The organism is Ramlibacter sp. (assembly GCF_035554825.1).
Taxonomy (GTDB): Bacteria; Pseudomonadota; Gammaproteobacteria; order Burkholderiales; family Burkholderiaceae_C; genus Ramlibacter.
On the sequence record NZ_DATMHS010000030.1, the window covers coordinates 1 to 17,548 of the forward strand.

17 protein-coding genes are annotated in these 17,548 nt (G+C 69.9%); 6 read left to right on the plus strand and 11 right to left on the minus strand.

Going from position 1 to position 17,548, the window contains the following annotated elements; translation table 11 throughout:
* The coding region (locus tag VNT59_RS02745) for an aldehyde dehydrogenase family protein (RefSeq protein WP_325496389.1) at positions 1-1,003 on the minus strand (1,003 nt) is incomplete at its 3' end.
* A gap of 242 nt (positions 1,004-1,245) precedes the next feature.
* On the opposite strand from VNT59_RS02745, the gene alaS reads away from it, so the two are divergent.
* Entirely contained in the window at positions 1,246-3,870 is a 2,625-nt protein-coding gene (gene alaS / locus VNT59_RS02750; protein WP_325496391.1) for an alanine--tRNA ligase, read from the plus strand.
* A gap of 12 nt (positions 3,871-3,882) precedes the next feature.
* Complete coding sequence (locus tag VNT59_RS02755) at positions 3,883-4,725, plus strand: dienelactone hydrolase family protein (protein WP_325496393.1); 843 nt, start codon at positions 3,883-3,885, stop codon at positions 4,723-4,725.
* An 18-nt stretch (positions 4,726-4,743) separates the two neighbouring features.
* Here the strand turns inward: VNT59_RS02755 and trmB are convergent, their stop codons facing one another.
* The 4 genes from trmB to VNT59_RS02775 are packed head-to-tail and all read right to left on the minus strand — an operon-like array spanning position 4,744 to position 8,383.
* Positions 4,744-5,490: a tRNA (guanosine(46)-N7)-methyltransferase TrmB gene (trmB, locus tag VNT59_RS02760; protein WP_325496426.1), complete on the minus strand. Its 747-nt coding sequence runs from the start codon at positions 5,488-5,490 to the stop codon at positions 4,744-4,746.
* Entirely contained in the window at positions 5,474-6,358 is an 885-nt protein-coding gene (gluQRS, locus tag VNT59_RS02765; protein ID WP_325496395.1) for a tRNA glutamyl-Q(34) synthetase GluQRS, read from the minus strand. Before gluQRS ends, trmB begins: the two co-directional genes overlap by 17 nt.
* 25 nt (positions 6,359-6,383) lie before the next feature.
* Positions 6,384-7,436 (minus strand): NAD(P)/FAD-dependent oxidoreductase, encoded by a 1,053-nt coding sequence (locus VNT59_RS02770; protein ID WP_325496397.1) that lies wholly within the window; start codon positions 7,434-7,436, stop codon positions 6,384-6,386.
* A gap of 8 nt (positions 7,437-7,444) precedes the next feature.
* Entirely contained in the window at positions 7,445-8,383 is a 939-nt protein-coding gene (locus tag VNT59_RS02775) for a LysR substrate-binding domain-containing protein (RefSeq protein ID WP_325496399.1), read from the minus strand.
* A 107-nt stretch (positions 8,384-8,490) separates the two neighbouring features.
* Between VNT59_RS02775 and VNT59_RS02780 the strand changes: the two genes are divergently transcribed.
* Genes VNT59_RS02780 through VNT59_RS02790 form a run of 3 tightly spaced genes read left to right on the plus strand, consistent with a single transcriptional unit; the run spans position 8,491 to position 10,229 of the window.
* On the plus strand, positions 8,491-9,195 hold the full coding sequence (locus VNT59_RS02780; protein ID WP_325496401.1) for a pirin family protein: 705 nt from the start codon (positions 8,491-8,493) through the stop codon (positions 9,193-9,195).
* 30 nt (positions 9,196-9,225) lie between these two features.
* A complete protein-coding gene (locus VNT59_RS02785) occupies positions 9,226-9,678 on the plus strand; it encodes a DoxX family protein (protein WP_325496403.1) in 453 nt (150 codons plus the stop codon).
* Complete coding sequence (locus VNT59_RS02790) at positions 9,675-10,229, plus strand: flavodoxin family protein (protein ID WP_325496405.1); 555 nt, start codon at positions 9,675-9,677, stop codon at positions 10,227-10,229. Before VNT59_RS02785 ends, VNT59_RS02790 begins: the two co-directional genes overlap by 4 nt.
* Before the next feature lie 49 nt (positions 10,230-10,278).
* On the opposite strand, the gene VNT59_RS02795 is transcribed toward VNT59_RS02790, so the two are convergent.
* Positions 10,279-11,031, minus strand: coding sequence for a sulfurtransferase (locus VNT59_RS02795; protein WP_325496406.1), 753 nt, complete (start codon positions 11,029-11,031; stop codon positions 10,279-10,281).
* 53 nt (positions 11,032-11,084) lie between these two features.
* Between VNT59_RS02795 and dnaE the strand changes: the two genes are divergently transcribed.
* On the plus strand, positions 11,085-14,543 hold the full coding sequence (gene dnaE / locus VNT59_RS02800) for a DNA polymerase III subunit alpha (protein WP_325496408.1): 3,459 nt from the start codon (positions 11,085-11,087) through the stop codon (positions 14,541-14,543).
* 167 nt (positions 14,544-14,710) lie between these two features.
* Here dnaE and tolA read toward each other — a convergent pair whose 3' ends face one another.
* The 5 genes from tolA to VNT59_RS02825 all read right to left on the minus strand — a co-directional run.
* The gene (gene tolA / locus VNT59_RS02805; protein WP_325496410.1) at positions 14,711-15,664 is read right to left on the minus strand and encodes a cell envelope integrity protein TolA; all 954 of its coding nucleotides are present in this window, start codon (positions 15,662-15,664) and stop codon (positions 14,711-14,713) included.
* Positions 15,665-15,678: 14 nt separating this feature from the next.
* The gene (locus VNT59_RS02810; RefSeq protein WP_325496412.1) at positions 15,679-16,104 is read right to left on the minus strand and encodes a biopolymer transporter ExbD; all 426 of its coding nucleotides are present in this window, start codon (positions 16,102-16,104) and stop codon (positions 15,679-15,681) included.
* A 1-nt stretch (position 16,105) separates the two neighbouring features.
* Complete coding sequence (gene tolQ, locus VNT59_RS02815; RefSeq protein WP_325496414.1) at positions 16,106-16,798, minus strand: protein TolQ; 693 nt, start codon at positions 16,796-16,798, stop codon at positions 16,106-16,108.
* Positions 16,795-17,196, minus strand: coding sequence for a tol-pal system-associated acyl-CoA thioesterase (gene ybgC / locus VNT59_RS02820; protein ID WP_325496416.1), 402 nt, complete (start codon positions 17,194-17,196; stop codon positions 16,795-16,797). Before ybgC ends, tolQ begins: the two co-directional genes overlap by 4 nt.
* Before the next feature lie 62 nt (positions 17,197-17,258).
* A partial coding sequence (locus VNT59_RS02825; protein WP_325496417.1) for an aminotransferase class I/II-fold pyridoxal phosphate-dependent enzyme occupies positions 17,259-17,548 on the minus strand: 290 nt, incomplete at its 5' end.

Sequence of the window (17,548 nt, forward strand, 5' to 3'; positions counted from 1 at the left end):
CGCCTGCCTCGAAGCCGTTGCCGACCCGGGCGCGGCGCACCCGGGCCGCGAATTTCTCGACGAAGGCGTCGTGCACGCCGTCCTGCACGTAGATCCGGTTGGTGCAGACGCAGGTCTGGCCGGCGTTGCGGTACTTGCTGGCGATCGCGCCCTCGACCGCCGAGTCGATGTCGGCGTCGTCGAACACGATGAACGGGGCGTTGCCGCCGAGCTCCAGCGACAGCTTCTTGATGCTGGGCGCGCTTTGCGCCATCAGGATGCGGCCGACCTCGGTCGAGCCGGTGAAGCTGATGTGGCGCACCGTGTCGCTGGCGCAGAACACCTTGCCGATGGCGATGCTGTTGGCGCCGTCGGCCGACAGCAGGTTCAGCACCCCGGCCGGAATGCCGGCGCGCATGGCCAGTTCGGCGCAGGCCAGCGCGGTGAGGGGCGTCAGCTCGGCCGGCTTGATCACCACCGGGCAGCCGGCGGCCAGCGCCGGCGCCACCTTGCGCGTGATCATCGCCAGCGGGAAGTTCCAGGGCGTGATGGCGGCGCACACGCCGATCGGCTGGCGCAGCACCAGCAGGCGCCGGTTGTTGTCGAACTGCGGCAGCGTCTCGCCGTTGACGCGCTTGGCCTCCTCGGCATACCACTCGACGAAGCTGGCGCCGTAGGCGACCTCGCCCTTGGCCTCGGCGAAGGGCTTGCCCTGCTCGGCGGTCATCAGCCGGCCCAGGTCTTCCTGGTTGGCCATCAGCAGGTCGTACCACTTGCGCAGGATGATGCTGCGCTCCTTGCCGGTCTTGTTGCGCCACGCCGGCCAGGCGGCGTTGGCCGCGGCGATCGCCGCTTCGGCGTCCTGCGGGCCGAGGTTGGCCACGTCGGCCAGCTTGTTGCCGTTGCTCGGGTCGTGCACGTCGAAGCGCGAGCCGCCCTTGACCCATTCGCCGTTGATCAGCGCGTCGGTCTTGAGCAGGGTGGGGTCCTTGAGGAGCGAGAGGGGGGAAGTCTTCATGTCCATGGAACGGATCTCCATTGGTGCCGGGAAAGGGATTCGCAGCGCAGGCAGCGGGGCCGGCCGTGCGCACAGCCAGCATTCGAGCATAGCAACTTCGCCCCGTCGCGCCAGCGCCGCGGCGGCGGGTATCCGTGCCGGCGAGCGGGAGGGGCGGCAAACCTATAATGAAAAGTTGCGCTGAATCAAGCATTTGCGCGCGATCACGGCCCCAGCGGCCGCCGCCCGCGCGCCATCCCGAGCACCCGATGAGCACTCCCACCTTCACCGTCGCCGACATCCGCAAGACCTTCCTGGATTTCTTCGCATCCAAGGGACACACCGTCGTGCCATCGAGCCCGCTGGTGCCCGGCAACGATCCCACCCTGATGTTCACCAACTCCGGGATGGTGCAGTTCAAGGACGTCTTCCTGGGGACCGACAAGCGCCCATACGTGCGCGCCGCCTCGGTGCAGGCCTGCCTGCGCGCCGGCGGCAAGCACAACGACCTGGAGAACGTCGGCTACACCGCGCGCCACCACACCTTCTTCGAGATGCTGGGCAACTGGAGCTTCGGCGACTACTTCAAGCGCGACTCGCTGAAGTGGGGCTGGGAGCTGCTGACGCAGGTCTACAAGCTCCCCGCCGACCGGCTGTGGGCCACCGTCTACATCGACGACGACGAGGCCTACGACATCTGGACCAAGGAGATCGGCCTGCCGCCCGAGCGCGTGGTGCGCATCGGCGACAACAAGGGCGCGAAATACGCCTCCGACAACTTCTGGATGATGGCCGACACCGGCCCGTGCGGTCCCTGCTCCGAGATCTTCTTCGACCACGGCCCCGGCATCCCCGGCGGCCCGCCCGGCAGTCCGGACGAGGACGGCGACCGCTACATCGAGATCTGGAACCACGTGTTCATGCAGTTCGACATGCAGCCCGACGGCAGCGTGAAGAAGCTGCCGGCCCCCTGCGTCGACACCGGCATGGGCCTGGAGCGCCTGGCCGCAATCCTGCAGCATGTCCACAGCAACTACGAAATCGACATCTTCGACCGCCTGATCAAGGCGGCCGGCCGCGAAACCGGCTGCCGGGACCTGGCCAATCCCTCGTTGAAGGTGATCGCCGACCACATCCGCGCCACGTCGTTCCTGGTGGCCGACGGCGTGATCCCGTCCAACGAAGGGCGCGGCTACGTGCAGCGCCGCATCATCCGCCGGGCCATCCGGCACGGCTACAAGCTGGGCCGCAAGACCCCGTTCTTCCACAAGCTGGTGCCCGAGCTGGCCGCGCTGATGGGCGATGCCTATCCCAACCTGCGCGAGAACCAGCAGCGCGTGATGGACGTGCTGAAGGCCGAGGAGGAGCGCTTCTACGAGACGCTGGAAAACGGCATGGAGATCCTGGACGCGGCGCTCGGTGGCGGCAAGCAGGTGCTGCCGGGCGAGGTGGCCTTCAAGCTGCACGACACCTATGGCTTTCCGCTGGACCTGACCAACGACGTGTGCCGCGAGCGCGGCGTCACCGTCGACGAGGCCGGGTTCCAGCAGGCCATGGAGCGCCAGCGGGCGCAGGCGCGCGCGGCCGGCAAGTTCAAGATGGACCGGGCGCTGGAATACGGCGGCGCCGGCAATCTCTTCACCGGCTACGAGCGGCTGGAGGAGCAGGCCAGGGTGGTCGCCCTCTACGCCGAGGGCACGCCGGTCGACCAGTTGGAAGCGGGCCAGACCGGCGTGGTCGTGCTCGATACCACGCCCTTCTATGCCGAGTCCGGCGGCCAGGTCGGCGACCAGGGCCTGATCGAGGCCGCCGGCGCCAGCTTCGCCGTCGCCGACACGCAGAAGATCAAAGCCGATGTCTTCGGCCACCACGGCCTGCTGACCGGCGGCGTGCTCAAGGTCGGCGACACCGTGGCGGCCCGGGTCGACATGGCCAAGCGCCAGGCGACGATGCGCAACCACAGCGTCACCCACCTGATGCACAAGGCGCTGCGCGAGGTGCTGGGCGGGCACGTGCAGCAGAAGGGTTCGCTGGTCGATCCCGACAAGACCCGGTTCGACTTCGCCCACAACGCGCCGGTGACGCCGGAGCAGATCCGCGAGGTCGAGGCTCGGGTCAATGCCGAGATCCTGTCCAACCACGCCACCCAGGCGCGGGTGATGGACATCGAATCGGCCAAGGCCACCGGCGCGATGATGCTGTTCGGCGAGAAGTACGGCGACAGCGTGCGGGTGCTGGACATCGGCTCCAGCCGTGAGCTGTGCGGCGGCACCCACGTGGCGCGCACCGGCGACATCGGCCTGTTCAAGGTGGTGGGCGAAGGCGGCGTGGCCGCCGGCGTGCGCCGCATCGAGGCCGTGACCGGCGCCAATGCGCTGGCCTACACGCAGCAACTCGAATCGACCGTGGCCGGCGTCGCCGGCGCGCTGAAAGCCACCCCCAGCGAGCTGCAGGGGCGCCTCGGGCAGGTGCTGGAGCAGGTTCGCGCGCTGGAGCGCGAGGTTGCCCAGCTCAAGGGCAAGCTGGCCTCCTCGCAGGGCGACGAGCTGGTGGCCCAGGCGGTCGACGTCAACGGCATCAAGGTGCTGGCCGCGCGGCTCGACGGCGCGGATGCCAAGACCCTGCGCGACACCATGGACAAGCTCAAGGACAAGCTCAAGACCGCAGCCATCGTGCTGGCCGCCGTCGACGGCGCCAAGGTGCAGCTGGCGGCCGGCGTCACCGCCGACAGCATGGGCAAGGTGAAGGCCGGCGAACTGGTGAACTTCGTCGCCCAGCAAGTCGGCGGCAAGGGTGGCGGCAAGCCCGACCTCGCGATGGCCGGCGGCACCGACGCCAGCAAGTTGCCGGCCGCCTTGCAGTCGGTCCGGGCCTGGGTGGCCGAGCGGGCCTGAACGGCCGCCATCATGCGCTGGAGGCTCGCCGCGGCGCTCACCGGCCTGCTGGCCGGGGCGGCGGGCGCGGGCGCACCGGCGCCGCAGCAGGTCCGCTTCGACAGCCTGGACGGCACGCCGCTCACGGCCTCGGTGTTCCTGCCTGCCGGCGCGACCAGGGGCGCCGTCGTCGCCTTGCACGGTTGCGGCGGCCTGTACGCGCGGCACGGCGAGCGCGCCGGCTCGCTGAACGCGCGGCATCAGGCGATGGCCGACCTGCTGCTGGGCCAGGGCTATGCGGTGGTCTTCCCCGACAGCCTCACCCCGCGCGGCGAAAACGAGCTGTGCACGCAGCGCATCGCCAGCCGCCGCATCGGCCAGTTCGCGCGCCGCGCGGATGCCCTGGCCGCACTCGACTGGGTGGCGGCGCAGCCTTGGGCCGATCCGCAGCGGATCGCGCTGCTGGGGTGGTCGCACGGCGGCAGTGCGGTGCTGGCGGCGACCGATCGCGCCCGCCCGCCGGTGCGCCACCACGCCGTGCGGCCGGCGGTGGCGATCGCGTTCTATCCGGGCTGCCGCACCGCGCTGTACGACGGCTACCAGCCGAGCGCGCCGCTGGTCCTGATGCTGGCCGAGCACGATGACTGGACCGCACCGGAACCCTGCATCGAACTCGGCAGGGTGGCCGCAGCCGAGGTCCACGTGTTCCGCGACAGCTTCCACGACTTCGACAATCCGAAGGGAAGCGTGCGCCTGCGCCGGGACGTGCCCAATGGTGTCCACCCGGGCCGTGGCGTGCACGCCGGACCGAACCCGACGGCGCGCGACCAGGCATACGCGCGCGTGGTCGAGGCGCTGGCCCGCGCCTTCCGCTGAGCCGCCGGTGCGGTCCGTTCAGCGCTTGCGGAACACCAGATCCCACACGCCATGGCCGAGCTTGAGGCCACGGTGCTCGAACTTGGTGAGCGGCCGGTAGTCGGGCTTGGGCGCGAAGCCCGCGGCCGTGTTCTCCAGTTGCGGCTCGGCGCCGAGCACCTGCAGCATCTGCTGGGCGTAGGGCTCCCAGTCGGTCGCGCAGTGGACGAAGCCGCCGGCGCGCAGGCGCGAGGCGAGCAGCGCCACCAGCGGCGGCTGGATCAGGCGGCGCTTGTTGTGGCGCTTCTTGTGCCAGGGGTCGGGAAAGAAAACGTGCACGCCGTCCAGCGTGGCCGGCGCGATCATGTGCTGCAGCACTTCCACGGCGTCGTGCTGGACGATGCGGATGTTGGCCAGCCCCTGGTCCTGGATCCGCTTGACCAGGGCGCCCACGCCCGGATCGTGCACCTCGCAGCAGAGGAAGTTGGTTTCGGGCAGCGTCGCCGCGATCCGGGCCGTGGCCTCGCCCATGCCGAAGCCGATCTCCAGCACCGTCGGCGCGGCGCGGCCGAACACCGCGGCGAACGCCAGCGGCCGCTGCTCGTAGGGCAGGATGAAGCGCGCGCCGTGCTCGGCCAGCGCGCGCGCCTGGCCGACGGTGGTGCGGCCGGTGCGGCGCACGAAGCTGCGGATGCTGCGGGGATGGCCCGCCTCATCGCGGGCTGGAGCAGAGGTCGGAGCGGGGGTCGGAGAAGGAGTCGGGCCGGAATCAGTCACCGGGCAGATTGTAGGAGTCGCGCCACTGCCGCTGCCATGCGGCCAGCGCGTCGGCCGCGCTGGCGCACTGCGCCGCCAGGCCGAGCACGCGCGCGGCGCCGTTGAGCGCCGCCAGCGGGTCGGCGGTGTCCAGGGGCTGCGCCCCGTTCTGCTTGGACAGCTTCTCGCCGTTCGGCCCCAGCACCAGCGGCGTGTGCAGGTAGCGGGGCGTGGCCAGCGCGAGCGCCTGCTGCAGCACGATCTGGCGCGCCGTGTTGTCCGTGAGGTCGGCGCCGCGCACGACGTCCGTGATGCCCTGCTCGGCATCGTCGACCACCACGGCGAGTTGATAGGCCCACATGCCGTCGGCGCGGCGCAGCACGAAGTCGCCGACCTCGGCCGCGACGTCCTGCTGCTGCGGTCCCAGCCGGCGGTCGTTCCAGTGCACGCTGCCGGGTGCGACCCGCAGGCGCCAGGCGCGCGCCGCCCGCCCGTGCAGGCCGGTGCGGCAGGTGCCCGGATACACCAGCTCGCCATGGCGCTCGCGCGGCCGGCCGCGCGCCGCCAGCGCCTGCTCGATGTCGCGGCGCGAGCAGCCGCAGGGATAGGCCCGGCCTTCGCTCGCGAGTCGTTGCAGCGCCGCCTCGTACCGGCTCGATCGGCCGGATTGCCACAGCGGCGGTTCATCCGGCGCGAGGCCGCAGGCGGCGAGCTGGCGCAGGATCACCTGGTCCGCGCCGGCCACGCAGCGCGGCCGGTCCACGTCCTCGATCCGCACCAGCCAGCGGCCGCCGTGGGCGCGCGCATCGAGCCAGCTGGCCAGCGCGGCGACCAGCGATCCGGCGTGCAGCGGGCCGGTGGGAGAGGGGGCGAAACGGCCGACGTAGCGTGCAGCCATGCGCTCGCGTCCGCTGCGGGCCCCTTCAGCCGGCGTTGGCGGCCAGGGCGAGTTCGAGGCCCGAGACGAAAGCATCCTCGACCCGGTGCCCGACGCACCAGTCGCCGCACAGGCCCAGGCCGCTGTTGCCGTCCCACAGGTGGCTGGCGCCGAGCGGCTCGAGGGTGCGCGCCCACAGCCAGCGGTGCACCTGGGCATGGGCCGGCTCGGCCCGGATGCCGGTGATTTCCGCAAACGCCTTGAGCAGCTTGGCCTGCGCCCGCGGCGCATCGTCTTCCAGGTGTTCCTGCGACCACGCCGGGCTGGCCTGCACGGTCCAGCGTTCGATCGGCGAGCGGCCGGGCTTGGACGATTCGCGGGCGACCCAGGCCACCCGATGGTGGGCGCTGTGCGCCGCGTTCCACTGCGGCCCCAGGTGGCTGAGCGTGGGCTGCACCGCCTGCGGAAAGGCCAGCATCAGCGTCCAGCAGGGCGCGACTCGCACCCGTTCGATGCGCTCGACCATCCGCGCGGCCAGGCCCGACTGGCGCAGCACGCTCGCCGCCACCGCATGCGGCAGCGCCAGCAGCACCGCGTCGAACCCGGAGAACACGTGCACCGAATCCTCGGGGCCGGTGGAGTGCAGCTGCCAGCGCCGGCGATCGAGCGCATCCGGCTCGATGCGGGTGACGCGCGTGTGCAACTGCACGCGGCCCGCCGCCTGCAGCGGCTGCAGCCACTGGGCGGCGATCGCGTCCATCGCCGGCACGCCGACCCAGTGCGCCTCGCGCGAGGGCAGTTCGGCCTCGGCGACGCGCCCGTATTCGTCGAGCACGCGCACCGCGTTGGCGTTCCAGCGCTGGCGGCCGACCTGCGTGGCGGCCAGCGCCTGCTCGAAGCGTGCGTCGCGGACGGTGAAGTACTGCGCGCCCAGATCGAAACTGCCGAACGGCGTGTCGCGGCTGGCGATCCGCCCGCCGGCCGCCGGCTGCTTCTCGAACAGCGTGACGGCATGGCCGGCCTGGGTCAGGGTGCGTGCGCAGGCGAGACCGGCGATGCCGGCGCCGACCACGGCAATGGTTCTCGGTCGTGGGGTCATGTTGCGCTTCATTGTGGCATGCGGTGCTGCTCGATCAGCGCCCGGCGCGTCGCGGCGCTTTCCAGCTGCCCCAGCCACCACTGCAGCCCGCGCCCCGGGCTGCTGCTGGTGCGCCAGGCGCAGCTGATGCGAACGACGCGGCCGCCGCGCTGCGTCTCCTTGCGCACCAGCCGACCGGTCTCGAGGTAGGGGCGTGCCATCGCTTCCGGCACGAAGCCGGCGCCCAGGCCGCGCAGTTGCGCATCGAGCTTGGAGCGCATGGTGGGCACGGTGAGCACGTCCTGGCCCGCCAGCAGCCCCAGCGTGAGCGCGGTGCCGCGCTGCACCGAATCGGCGACGGCGATGGCGCGGTGCTGCTGCAGCAGTTCGTCGGACAGCGGCTCGGGCAGGCCGGCGAGTGGGTGGTGCGGGGCGACGGCGAACACGAACGGCATGTCGCCGAGCAGCCGGCTCTGCACCCCGGACGCCGTGCTCGGCTCCAGCGCGACGCCCAGGGCCAGGTCGGCCTGTCCCGAGGTCAGCGCCTCGAGCGTGCCCGACAGCGACTCGTCGCGCAGGCGCAGGCGCGTGACGGGCCGCGGTTCATAGAACGCCTGCACCAGTTCCATGACCACCGAGGACGAGATCACGGTGTCCACGGCGATCGTGAGCTGGGACTCCCAGCCGGTGGCCACCCGCTTGACGCGATTGGCCACCGCGTCGATTTCCGCCAGCAGCCGGGCGCCTTCGCGCAGCAGTTCGGCGCCGGCGGGCGTCAGCCGCGCCTGGCGCGAGCTGCGGTCGAACAGCAGCACGTCCAGGGCGTCCTCGATCTGGCGGATGCGGTAGGTGACCGCGCTCGGCACGAGGCCCTGGTCGCGCGCCGCCGCGGCAAAGCTGCCGGCCCGCGCCACCGCCCTCAGCAGCGCCAGCGCCTCCGGCGTGAGCACTTCAAACGGTGCGGGCATGGTGGATTTGAACATTCAGTTTTTTTGAATGATGCCATCAAAAAACGGCAGCCGCTCGCGCCCGCGCCGGCACCTACAGTCGGTTCTCACCAAACAGGGAGCGCCCCATGCTGACCTTGCGCAAGTCCGCCGAACGCGGCCATGCCGACCACGGCTGGCTCAAGTCGTTGCACAGCTTCTCGTTCGCGAATTACCACGATCCGCGGTTCATGGGCTTCGGCAACCTGCGGGTCATCAACGAGGACCGGATCGCCCCCGGCACCGGCTTCGGCACCCATGGCCACCGCGACATGGAAATCATCAGCTACGTGCTGGCCGGCAGCCTCGCCCACCGCGACACGCTCGGCAACGTGAAGGCAATTCCGCCCGGCGACGTGCAGCGCATGAGCGCGGGCACCGGCGTGCAGCACAGCGAGTTCAACCACGCCGCCGGCGAGACGACGCACTTCCTGCAGATCTGGATCGAGCCGAGCGAGCGCGGGATCGCCCCCGGCTACGAGCAGAAGTCGTTTCCGGACCGCGAGAAGCGGGGCCGGCTGCGCCTGGTGGCCGCGCCCGACGGCGCCGAGGGTTCGGTCGTGATCCACGCCGATGCACGGGTCTACGCCGCGCTGCTGGACGGCGCGGAGTCGGCGCGGCTGGACCTGGACCCGGCGCGCAAAGCCTACGTGCATGTCGTGCGCGGCCAGATCGATGCCAACGGGCAGCGGCTGGCCGCCGGCGACGCCGCGATGCTGGAGCACGAGACGCAGCTCACGCTGGCCGGCGGCCAGGATGCCGAAGTGCTGGTGTTCGATCTCGCCGGCCACTGATTTCTCACCAACCCAAGGAAGGACCTTCCCATGACACGCAACACCCCCTCCCAGGACGCGCTGACCCTCGTCGGCCGGGCGCTGCTCGCGCTGCTGTTCGTTCCCGCCGGCTGGGCCAAGATCGGCGGCTTCGCCGGCGTGGCCGGCTACATCGCGTCCAAGGGCGTGCCGCTGCCGGCGGTGGCCGCCGCCATCGCGATCGCGGCCGAACTCGGACTCGGGCTGATGCTGCTGGTTGGCTGGAAGGCGCGCTGGGCCGCCATCGGCCTGGCGCTGTTCGTCGCGGTGATCACGCCGATCTTCCATAACTTCTGGGCCGCGCCCGCGGCGCAGCAGATGATGCAGCAGCAGGCCTTCTACAAGAACCTCGCCGTCGTCGGCGGGCTGCTGATCGTCGCCGCGTTCGGCGCCGGCGGCTGGAGCCTGGATGCGCGCAGCCGCGAGACGCAGGGGCTGGGCAGCGGGGCCAGGAAGGCCGCATGACCGAGGTCGTGGTCGTCTTTCATTCCGGCTACGGTCACACCCAGCGCATGGCGCAGGCGGTCGCCGAGGGCGCCAACGCGCAGCTGCTGGCGATCGACGCCGAGGGCAATCTCCCGGCCGGCGGCTGGGAGCGCCTGAAGGCGGCGGATGCGATCATCTTCGGTTCGCCCACCTACATGGGCAGCGTGAGCTGGCAGTTCAAGAAATTCGCCGACGCGTCTTCCAAGCCCTGGTTCAGCCAGGACTGGAAGGACAAGGTCGCCGCGGGTTTCACCAACAGCGCCGGCATGAGCGGCGACAAGCTGGCGACGCTCACCACGCTGTTCACCCTGGCGATGCAGCACTCGATGATCTGGGTGAGCCAGGGCCTGATGCCCTCGAACACCAAGGCCGCGCGCCGGGACGACGTCAATTTCCTGGTCTCGTACAGCGGCGCGATGGCCCAATCGCCCTCCGACGGCGGCGTGGCCGACATGGCCCGCGGCGACCTGGAGACGGCGCGACTGTTCGGCGCGCGCGTCGCCGAGATCGCCCGGCGGCTGCAGCGCTGACACTCATCCCCTTGCCGCCGGCGCGGTGCGCGCCGCCGGAGCCGATCTCCTAGTCTTCGGAGGGCTCGGCGGCCACCGGCGCCAGCGCGGCGTCGAGCAGTTCGCGCTCGTCGAACACGAAGCAGTGCCCGTGGAAATGGGCGCCGCCGACGGCCTCGAAGTAGTTCAGGATGCCACCCTCGAGCTGCCACACCCGCGCGAGGCCGGCTTCGCGCATCAGGATGGCGGCCTTTTCGCAGCGGATGCCGCCGGTGCAGAAGCTCACCACGGTCTTGCCTTCCAGGTCGCCGCGGTGCTGCTGCAAGGCTGCCGGAAACTCGCTGAACTTCGTCAGCCGCCAGTCGACCGCGCCGTCGAAGGTGCCGTGATCCACCTCGAAGGCGTTGCGCGTGTCCAGCGTGACCACCGGCCGTCCCTCGTCGTCGCGGCCGCGGTCCAGCCAGCGTTTGAGCGTTGGCGCGTCGACGGCGGGCGCCCGGCCCGCGGCCGGCTGGATGGCCGGATGGTTCATGCGGATGATCTCTCGCTTGACCTTCACCAGCAGCTTGCGAAACGGCTGCGCCGGGGACCAGCTTTCCTTCACGGCCAGTCCGGCAAAGCGCGGGTCGGCCCGCAGTTCGCCCAGGAACTGCGCCAGCGACGCCTCGCCGCCGGCCAGGAACAGGTTGATGCCTTCTTCGGCGATCAGAACCGTGCCAAGCAGGCCGAACCGTTGCGCGCTGTCGGCGAGCCTGGCGCGCAAGGCATCGGGATCGGCGATGGCGACGAAACGGTAGGCGGAAATATTGAGGACGGAATTCACGAGCGCGTGATTCTACGAAGTGCCGGCCGGGCAGCGTTTCCTACAATGCTGCCATGTTCGTTCACCTGCGCCTGCACACCGAATTTTCCGTCGTCGACGGCACCAACCGCATCGACGAGACCGTTCAGGCCGCCGCCGCCGATCACCAGCCGGCGCTCGCGATCACCGACCTCAACAACCTGTTCGGCGCCATCAAGTTCTACAAGGAGGCGCGCTCGGCCGGGGTCAAGCCGATCATCGGCGCCGAGGTCATGGTGCAGGGGCTGGCGCCCGACGCCGCCGTGGTTTCGCGCATGGTGCTGCTGGTGCAGGAACGCCAGGGTTACCTCAACCTGTGCGAGCTGCTCGCCAGGGCCTGGACCCGCAACGTCGTCAAGGCGCAGGGCGTGTGCCGCCTCGAATGGCTGCGCGAGCTGGGACAGGGCCTGATCGCCCTGTCCGGCGCGAACGCCGGCCCGCTCGGCCAGCCGCTGGCGCAGGGCGACGAGCAGCGCGCGGCCGAAGTTGCGCTGTCGCTGGCATCGATCTTTCCGCACCGCTTTTACGTGGAGTTGCAGCGCGCGGGGCGACACGAGGACGAGGCGCATGTCGCGGGGGCGGTGCTGCTTGCGGCGCGGCTCAACCTGCCGGTGGTCGCCACCCACCCGGTGCAGTTCACGCGCGAAGACGACTACGAGGCCCACGAGGCGCGCGTGTGCATCGCCGAGGGCGAGATCCTGGGCAACCAGCGCCGGGTGCGCCGCTTCACGCGCGAGCAGTACTTCAAGTCGGCCGCGCAGATGGAGGAACTGTTCGCCGACGTGCCGTCCGCGGTGGCGAACACGGCGCAGATCGCCAAGCGCTGCAACCTCGTGTTGGAGCTGGGCAAGCCGCGGCTGCCCAACTTCCCGACCCCCAATGGCATGCCGATCGAGGAGTACTTCCGCTACGCCTCGCACGAGGGCCTGAAGGAGCGGATGGAACTGCTCTATCCGGAGCCGGCGCAGCGCGAGCAGGAGATGCCGCGCTACCTCGAGCGGCTGGAGTTCGAGCTGGGCACCATCCTGAAGATGGGATTCCCCGGCTACTTCCTGATCGTCGGCGACTTCATCAACTGGGCCAAGCAGAACGGCTGCCCGGTCGGGCCGGGCCGGGGTTCCGGCGCCGGCTCGCTGGTCGCCTACGCGCTCAAGATCACCGATCTCGACCCGCTGCGCTACAAGCTGCTGTTCGAGCGCTTCCTGAACCCGGAGCGGGTGTCCATGCCCGACTTCGACATCGACTTCTGCCAGGCCAACCGCGACCGCGTGATCGAGTACGTCAAGGAGAAGTACGGGCGCGACGCGGTGAGCCAGATCGCGACCTTCGGCACCATGGCGGCGCGCGCGGCCATCCGCGACGTCGGCCGCGTGCTGGACATGAGCTACACGTTCTGCGACGGCATCAGCAAGCTGATTCCGAACAAGCCGGGTCAGCACATCACCATCGACGGGGCGCTCAAGGCGGAGCCGGTGCTCGCCGAGCGGCTGGAGAAGGAAGACGAGGTCAAGACGCTGCTCGGGCTGGCGCAGAAGCTCGAGGGCCTGACCCGCAACGTCGGCATGCACGCCGGCGGCGTGCTGATCGCGCCCGGCAAGCTGACCGATTTCACGCCGCTGTACCAGCAGCCGGGGAGCGACTCCGCGGTGAGCCAGTACGACAAGGACGACGTCGAGGCGGCCGGCCTGGTCAAGTTCGACTTCCTGGGACTGGCGACGCTGACGATCCTGGAGATCGCCAAGGAATTCATCGTCGCCCGGCATCCGGGGCGGCAGGACTTCGCGTTCGAGAAGATCCCGCTGGACGACGCGGCCACGTACAAGCTGTTCGCCGACGGCAAGACCGAGGCGGTGTTCCAGTTCGAAAGCCGCGGCATGCAAGGCATGTTGCGCGACGCGCGGCCGACGCGGCTGGAGGACCTGATCGCGCTGAACGCGCTGTACCGGCCCGGTCCGATGGACCTGATCCCTTCGTTCGTGGCGCGCAAGCACGGCCGCGAGACGGTGGAGTACCCGCATCCGATGGTGGCCGAGATGCTCTCGGAAACCTACGGGATCATGGTGTACCAGGAGCAGGTGATGCAGACGGCGCAGATCCTGGGCGGCTACTCGCTCGGCGGCGCCGACCTGCTGCGCCGGGCCATGGGCAAGAAGAAGGCCGAGGAGATGGCGCAGCACCGCCAGATCTTCCGCGCCGGCGCCGCCAAGAACGGCATCGGCGAGGCGAAGGCGGACGAGATCTTCGACCTGATGGAGAAGTTCGCCGGCTACGGCTTCAACAAGTCGCACGCGGCCGCCTACTCGCTGCTGGCCTACCACACGGGCTGGCTGAAGGTCCACTACACGGCGGAGTTCTTCTGCGCCAACATGACGGTGGAAATGGACGACACCGACAAGCTGAAGGTGCTGTTCGAGGACGCGGTCAACAACTTCGGCATCACGTTCGAGCCGCCGGACGTCAACCGCGGCAACTACCGTTTCGAGCCGGTCTCCAACACCTCGATCCGCTATGGGCTGGGGGCCGTCAAGGGCACCGGGCAGCAGGCGATCGAAGCCATCGTGAGCGCGCGCGGCGAGGGCGGCCCGTTCAAGAGCCTGTACGACTTCTGCCTGCGGGTGGACCGCACGCGCATCAACAAGCGCACCGTGGAAGCGCTGATCAAGGCCGGCGCGTTCGACGCCATCCAGCTCAATCGCGCCTCGCTGCTGGCGTCCGTCGACCGCGCATTCGAGTTCGCCGCGGCCGTGCAGGCCAACGCCAACCAGGGCGGCCTGTTCGACATGGGCGACTCGCATGCCGCCAGCACGCAGGAGCCGCCGCTGGTCGAGGCGAGCCCGTGGGGCGTGAAGGAGCGCCTGACCCTGGAGAAGACCGCCGTCGGCTTCTACCTGTCGGGCCACCTGTTCGACGAGGTCGCGCTGGAGGTGCGGCGCTTCGTCAAGCGCAGGATCGAGGACCTGATCGACACCCGCGAGCCGCAGCTGCTCGCCGGCATCGTCAGCGATTTCCGCGTGATCAACGGCCAGCGCGGCAAGCTCGCGATCTTCAAGCTCGACGACAAGACGGAAACGATCGAGGCGACCGCCGACGAGGCCGTGATCAACGCCAACAAGCACCTGCTCAAGGACGACGAACTGATCATCGTGATGGCGAAGGCGCAGCCGGACCGCTTTTCCGGCGGATTGCGGCTCAACGTGCAGCAGGTCTGGGACCTGGCGACGGCGCGCTGCCGCTTCGGCAAGTTCCTGCGCGTGGCCGTCAACGGCGTGGCGCCCGACATCCGGCGGCTGCTGCGCGACTTTCCCGCCAAGCGCGAAATGTCCGAGCAGGGCGAGCTGGTGCGCGGCCTGGGCGTGCGGCTGGCCGTCAAGCGCGAGCAGGCGGTGGCGGAGCTGCAGCTGGGCGACGACGCGCGATTCTTTCCGAGCGATGCGGCGCTGGCCAGCTGGATGGCGCAGGCCGACGGCGGGCAAGCTCAGATCGTGTACGAATAGGCGGGGAGGCCGGGCGAGGCGATTTTTCGAACGCAGAGGTCGTAGAGGATGCGCAGAGGACGCAGTGAATTCAAGTGAGGTGATTCTCTGCGTCCTTGGTGTTCTTCTTTGCGTCCTCTGCGTTCAAGATGACGCGGGCGTGCCGCCAGCTGGCTGGGAAGCGAGGTTCAGCCCTTCGGCCGGAACTCGATGATCAGCGGCGAATGCACGCGGCCGTCGATGTCGCGGGGCAGCACTTCCGTCTTGTCCAGCGCCCGCAGCACGGCCGCGTCCCATGAACTCACGCCGCTGGACTTCACGACCCGCTTGCTCGTGATCGTGCCGTCGGGCGCCATCCGCACCTCGATCTCGGCCGTCGGATTGCCGGCGATGTCGTCGGTGAACACGATGTTGGGCTTCACCCGCGCGCGGATGCGGCCGGCGTAGCTCTCCGATGGCCCGGCTGAACGCGCCGCGGTGCCGCTCGACGACGGGCCGCCGGTGCCGTTGGCCATGTTCTGCATGCGGCGCAGGTTCTCCTCGCGCAAGGCTTGCACCCGCCTGGCGTCTTCCTGCTGCTTCTTCGCCCTGGCCTGCTCCTCGGCGCGCTTTTTGTCGGCGGTGGCTTCCCGGCGCTCCTGTTCTTCCTTCTTGCGCTTGGCTTCGAGCTTCTTCTGCTCCTCGGCCTGGCGGCGCGCTTCGAGTTCTTTCTTGCGCTCGAGCTCTTCGCGGTGCTTGCGCGCCTCCAGCTGCTTTTGCTTTTCCTGCGCCTCGCGCCGGCGCTCGGCCTCTTCCTGGCGCCGCTTCTCGCGCTCCAGCGCGATGTCGGGCGGCTTCGGCTGGACGACCGGCGGCGCCGGGGGCCCCGCCTTCGGCTCGGGTGGCGCCGGCGGCGGCGCGGGCGGCGTCACCGGGGGCGCCTGCACCACGGGCGGCGGCGTGGGGGCCGGCGCGGCTTCCTGCGGCACGCGGGCCCACAGCTCGGCTTCCACGGAAAGGTCCTGCGCCTCGCGGTTCCAGGTGATGCCCCAGGTGAGCGCCAGCATGAGGAGCACGTGGGCGAGCACCGCGAGCGCCAGCGCCCGCAGCCGTCCCGGCGGCGGCGGGGGTGCGAATTCGATCCGGTCGGTGGCGGCTGGCATCGGGCCCGGGCGGGTTACTTGGCGAGCTGCACGGACAAGCCGACCCGCTGCACGCCGGCGCGCTGCAGGGTGTCCATGACCTTGACGACGGTTTCGTACTTGACGTTGCGGTCGGCACTGATGACGACCGCGCTCGAGCCCGGCGGCTGCGCGCCCTGGGCCTGGGTCACGGCGGCGGCGACCGCGTCGAGGGTGAGGCGCTGGGTCTTGTTCTCCAGCTTCAGGTCGAGTCCTTCGTCCTTGTTGATCACGACCTGGATCACCTGGTCGGGCTGCTTGGCGGCACGGCCCACGGTGGGCAGGTCGATCATGCTGGGCGCGATCAGCGGCGCCGTCACCATGAAGATGATCAGCAGCACCAGCATGACGTCGATGAACGGCACCATGTTGATCTCGTTGATGGTGCGGCGGCCGCGGCCGCGCGACACGGTGGCCGGCATGTCAGTGCCCCGACGCCGAATGCGCGCCCAGGTTGCGCTGCAGGATGTTCGAGAACTCCTCGATGAAGGTCTCGAGCTTGATGGCCACGCGGTCGATGTCCCGGGCGAAGTTGTTGTACGCCACCACCGCAGGAATCGCGGCGAACAGGCCGATGGCCGTCGCCACCAGGGCTTCGGCGATGCCGGGCGCCACCGTGGCGAGCGTCACCGACTGCAGGCTGGCCAGGCCGGTGAAGGCGTGCATGATGCCCCAGACGGTGCCGAACAGGCCCACGTACGGCGACACCGAGCCGACCGACGCGAGGAACGACAGGTTGCTCTCGATCGCGTCGAGCTCGCGCTGGAAGCTCGCGCGCATCGCCCGGCGCGCGCCGTCGAGCAGGGTGCCGGCGTCGCCGATGTGGCGCTCGCGCAGCTTGTGGTACTCGCGCATGCCGCTGGCGAAGATGCGCTCCATCGGTCCGGCCGTCTTGGCGTTCTGGGCGGCCGCGGCCAGCAGGTCGTTCAGGCTGGTGCCCGACCAGAAATCGCGCTCGAAATCGTCGTTGAGCGCATTCACCCGCTTCAGCGCGAACAGCTTGCGGAAGATGGCGGCCCAGCTGGCGATGGACACCGCCACCAGCAGCAGCATCACCAGCTTCACCACCCAGCTGGCATTGAGCACCAGCTGCAGGATCGAGAGGTCGTGGGTCATGTCTTGAATGCTTCCAGGAGGTTGGCCGGGATTCTCGCAGGCTTGAGGCTGGCGGCGTCCACCCAGCCGATCCGGATGGTGCCTTCGCACAGCAGCGCCTGGTCGCCGGCGCGCCATGCCTGTTGCGCCAGCGTGATGGAGGCACGCCCCGCGGTTTCGACGCGGGCCGTCACCAGAAGTTCATCATCGAGTCGTGCCGCCCGATGGTACCGGACGTTGGTCTCGCCCACCACGAACATGCCGCCGGTCGACTGGCGCAGGGCGTGCTGGCCGATGCCCAGGGAGCGCAGCCACTCGGTGCGCGCCCGTTCGAAGAACTTGAGATAGTTCGCGTAGAAGACGATGCCCCCGGCATCGGTATCTTCCCAGTACACGCGGATCGGAAACTGAAAGGACATCGGACCTCCTGCGGTCGCGCCGGCCGGGGGCCGGGCCGGTGCGCCGCACATGAAACAGGATGTCAGGCCAGCACCGCGCGCAGCCGTGCCGCCGCTTCCTGCAGGTGCGCCATGGAATTGGCCGTCGAGAAACGGACGAACCGCTGCGTGTCGGCGCTGCCGAAATCGCGGCCCGGCGTCACGGCGACATGCGCGCGGCGCATCAGCTCGAACGCGAAGTCCCAGCTGCCGGAGACGCCCAGTCGCTGCGCCGGCTGCGAGCAGTCGGCCCACGCATAGAACGCACCGTCGGGAACGACCGGCACCGAGAACCCGAGCTGCTCCAGCAGCGGGATGAAGGTGTCGCGCCGCG

Bases quoted from the DNA above. Each gene is read 5' to 3' on its own strand.
- dnaE (WP_325496408.1), top strand. From the start codon at position 11,085: ATGTTCGTTCACCTGCGCCTGCACACCGAATTTTCCGTCGTCGACGGC.
- VNT59_RS02755 (WP_325496393.1), top strand. From the start codon at position 3,883: ATGCGCTGGAGGCTCGCCGCGGCGCTCACCGGCCTGCTGGCCGGGGCG.
- VNT59_RS02775 (WP_325496399.1), bottom strand. From the start codon at position 8,383: ATGCCCGCACCGTTTGAAGTGCTCACGCCGGAGGCGCTGGCGCTGCTG.
- VNT59_RS02810 (WP_325496412.1), bottom strand. From the start codon at position 16,104: ATGCCGGCCACCGTGTCGCGCGGCCGCGGCCGCCGCACCATCAACGAG.
- VNT59_RS02780 (WP_325496401.1), top strand. From the start codon at position 8,491: ATGCTGACCTTGCGCAAGTCCGCCGAACGCGGCCATGCCGACCACGGC.
- ybgC (WP_325496416.1), bottom strand. From the start codon at position 17,196: ATGTCCTTTCAGTTTCCGATCCGCGTGTACTGGGAAGATACCGATGCC.
- VNT59_RS02770 (WP_325496397.1), bottom strand. From the start codon at position 7,436: ATGACCCCACGACCGAGAACCATTGCCGTGGTCGGCGCCGGCATCGCC.
- tolQ (WP_325496414.1), bottom strand. From the start codon at position 16,798: ATGACCCACGACCTCTCGATCCTGCAGCTGGTGCTCAATGCCAGCTGG.
- gluQRS (WP_325496395.1), bottom strand. From the start codon at position 6,358: ATGGCTGCACGCTACGTCGGCCGTTTCGCCCCCTCTCCCACCGGCCCG.
- VNT59_RS02785 (WP_325496403.1), top strand. From the start codon at position 9,226: ATGACACGCAACACCCCCTCCCAGGACGCGCTGACCCTCGTCGGCCGG.
- VNT59_RS02790 (WP_325496405.1), top strand. From the start codon at position 9,675: ATGACCGAGGTCGTGGTCGTCTTTCATTCCGGCTACGGTCACACCCAG.
- tolA (WP_325496410.1), bottom strand. From the start codon at position 15,664: ATGCCAGCCGCCACCGACCGGATCGAATTCGCACCCCCGCCGCCGCCG.
- alaS (WP_325496391.1), top strand. From the start codon at position 1,246: ATGAGCACTCCCACCTTCACCGTCGCCGACATCCGCAAGACCTTCCTG.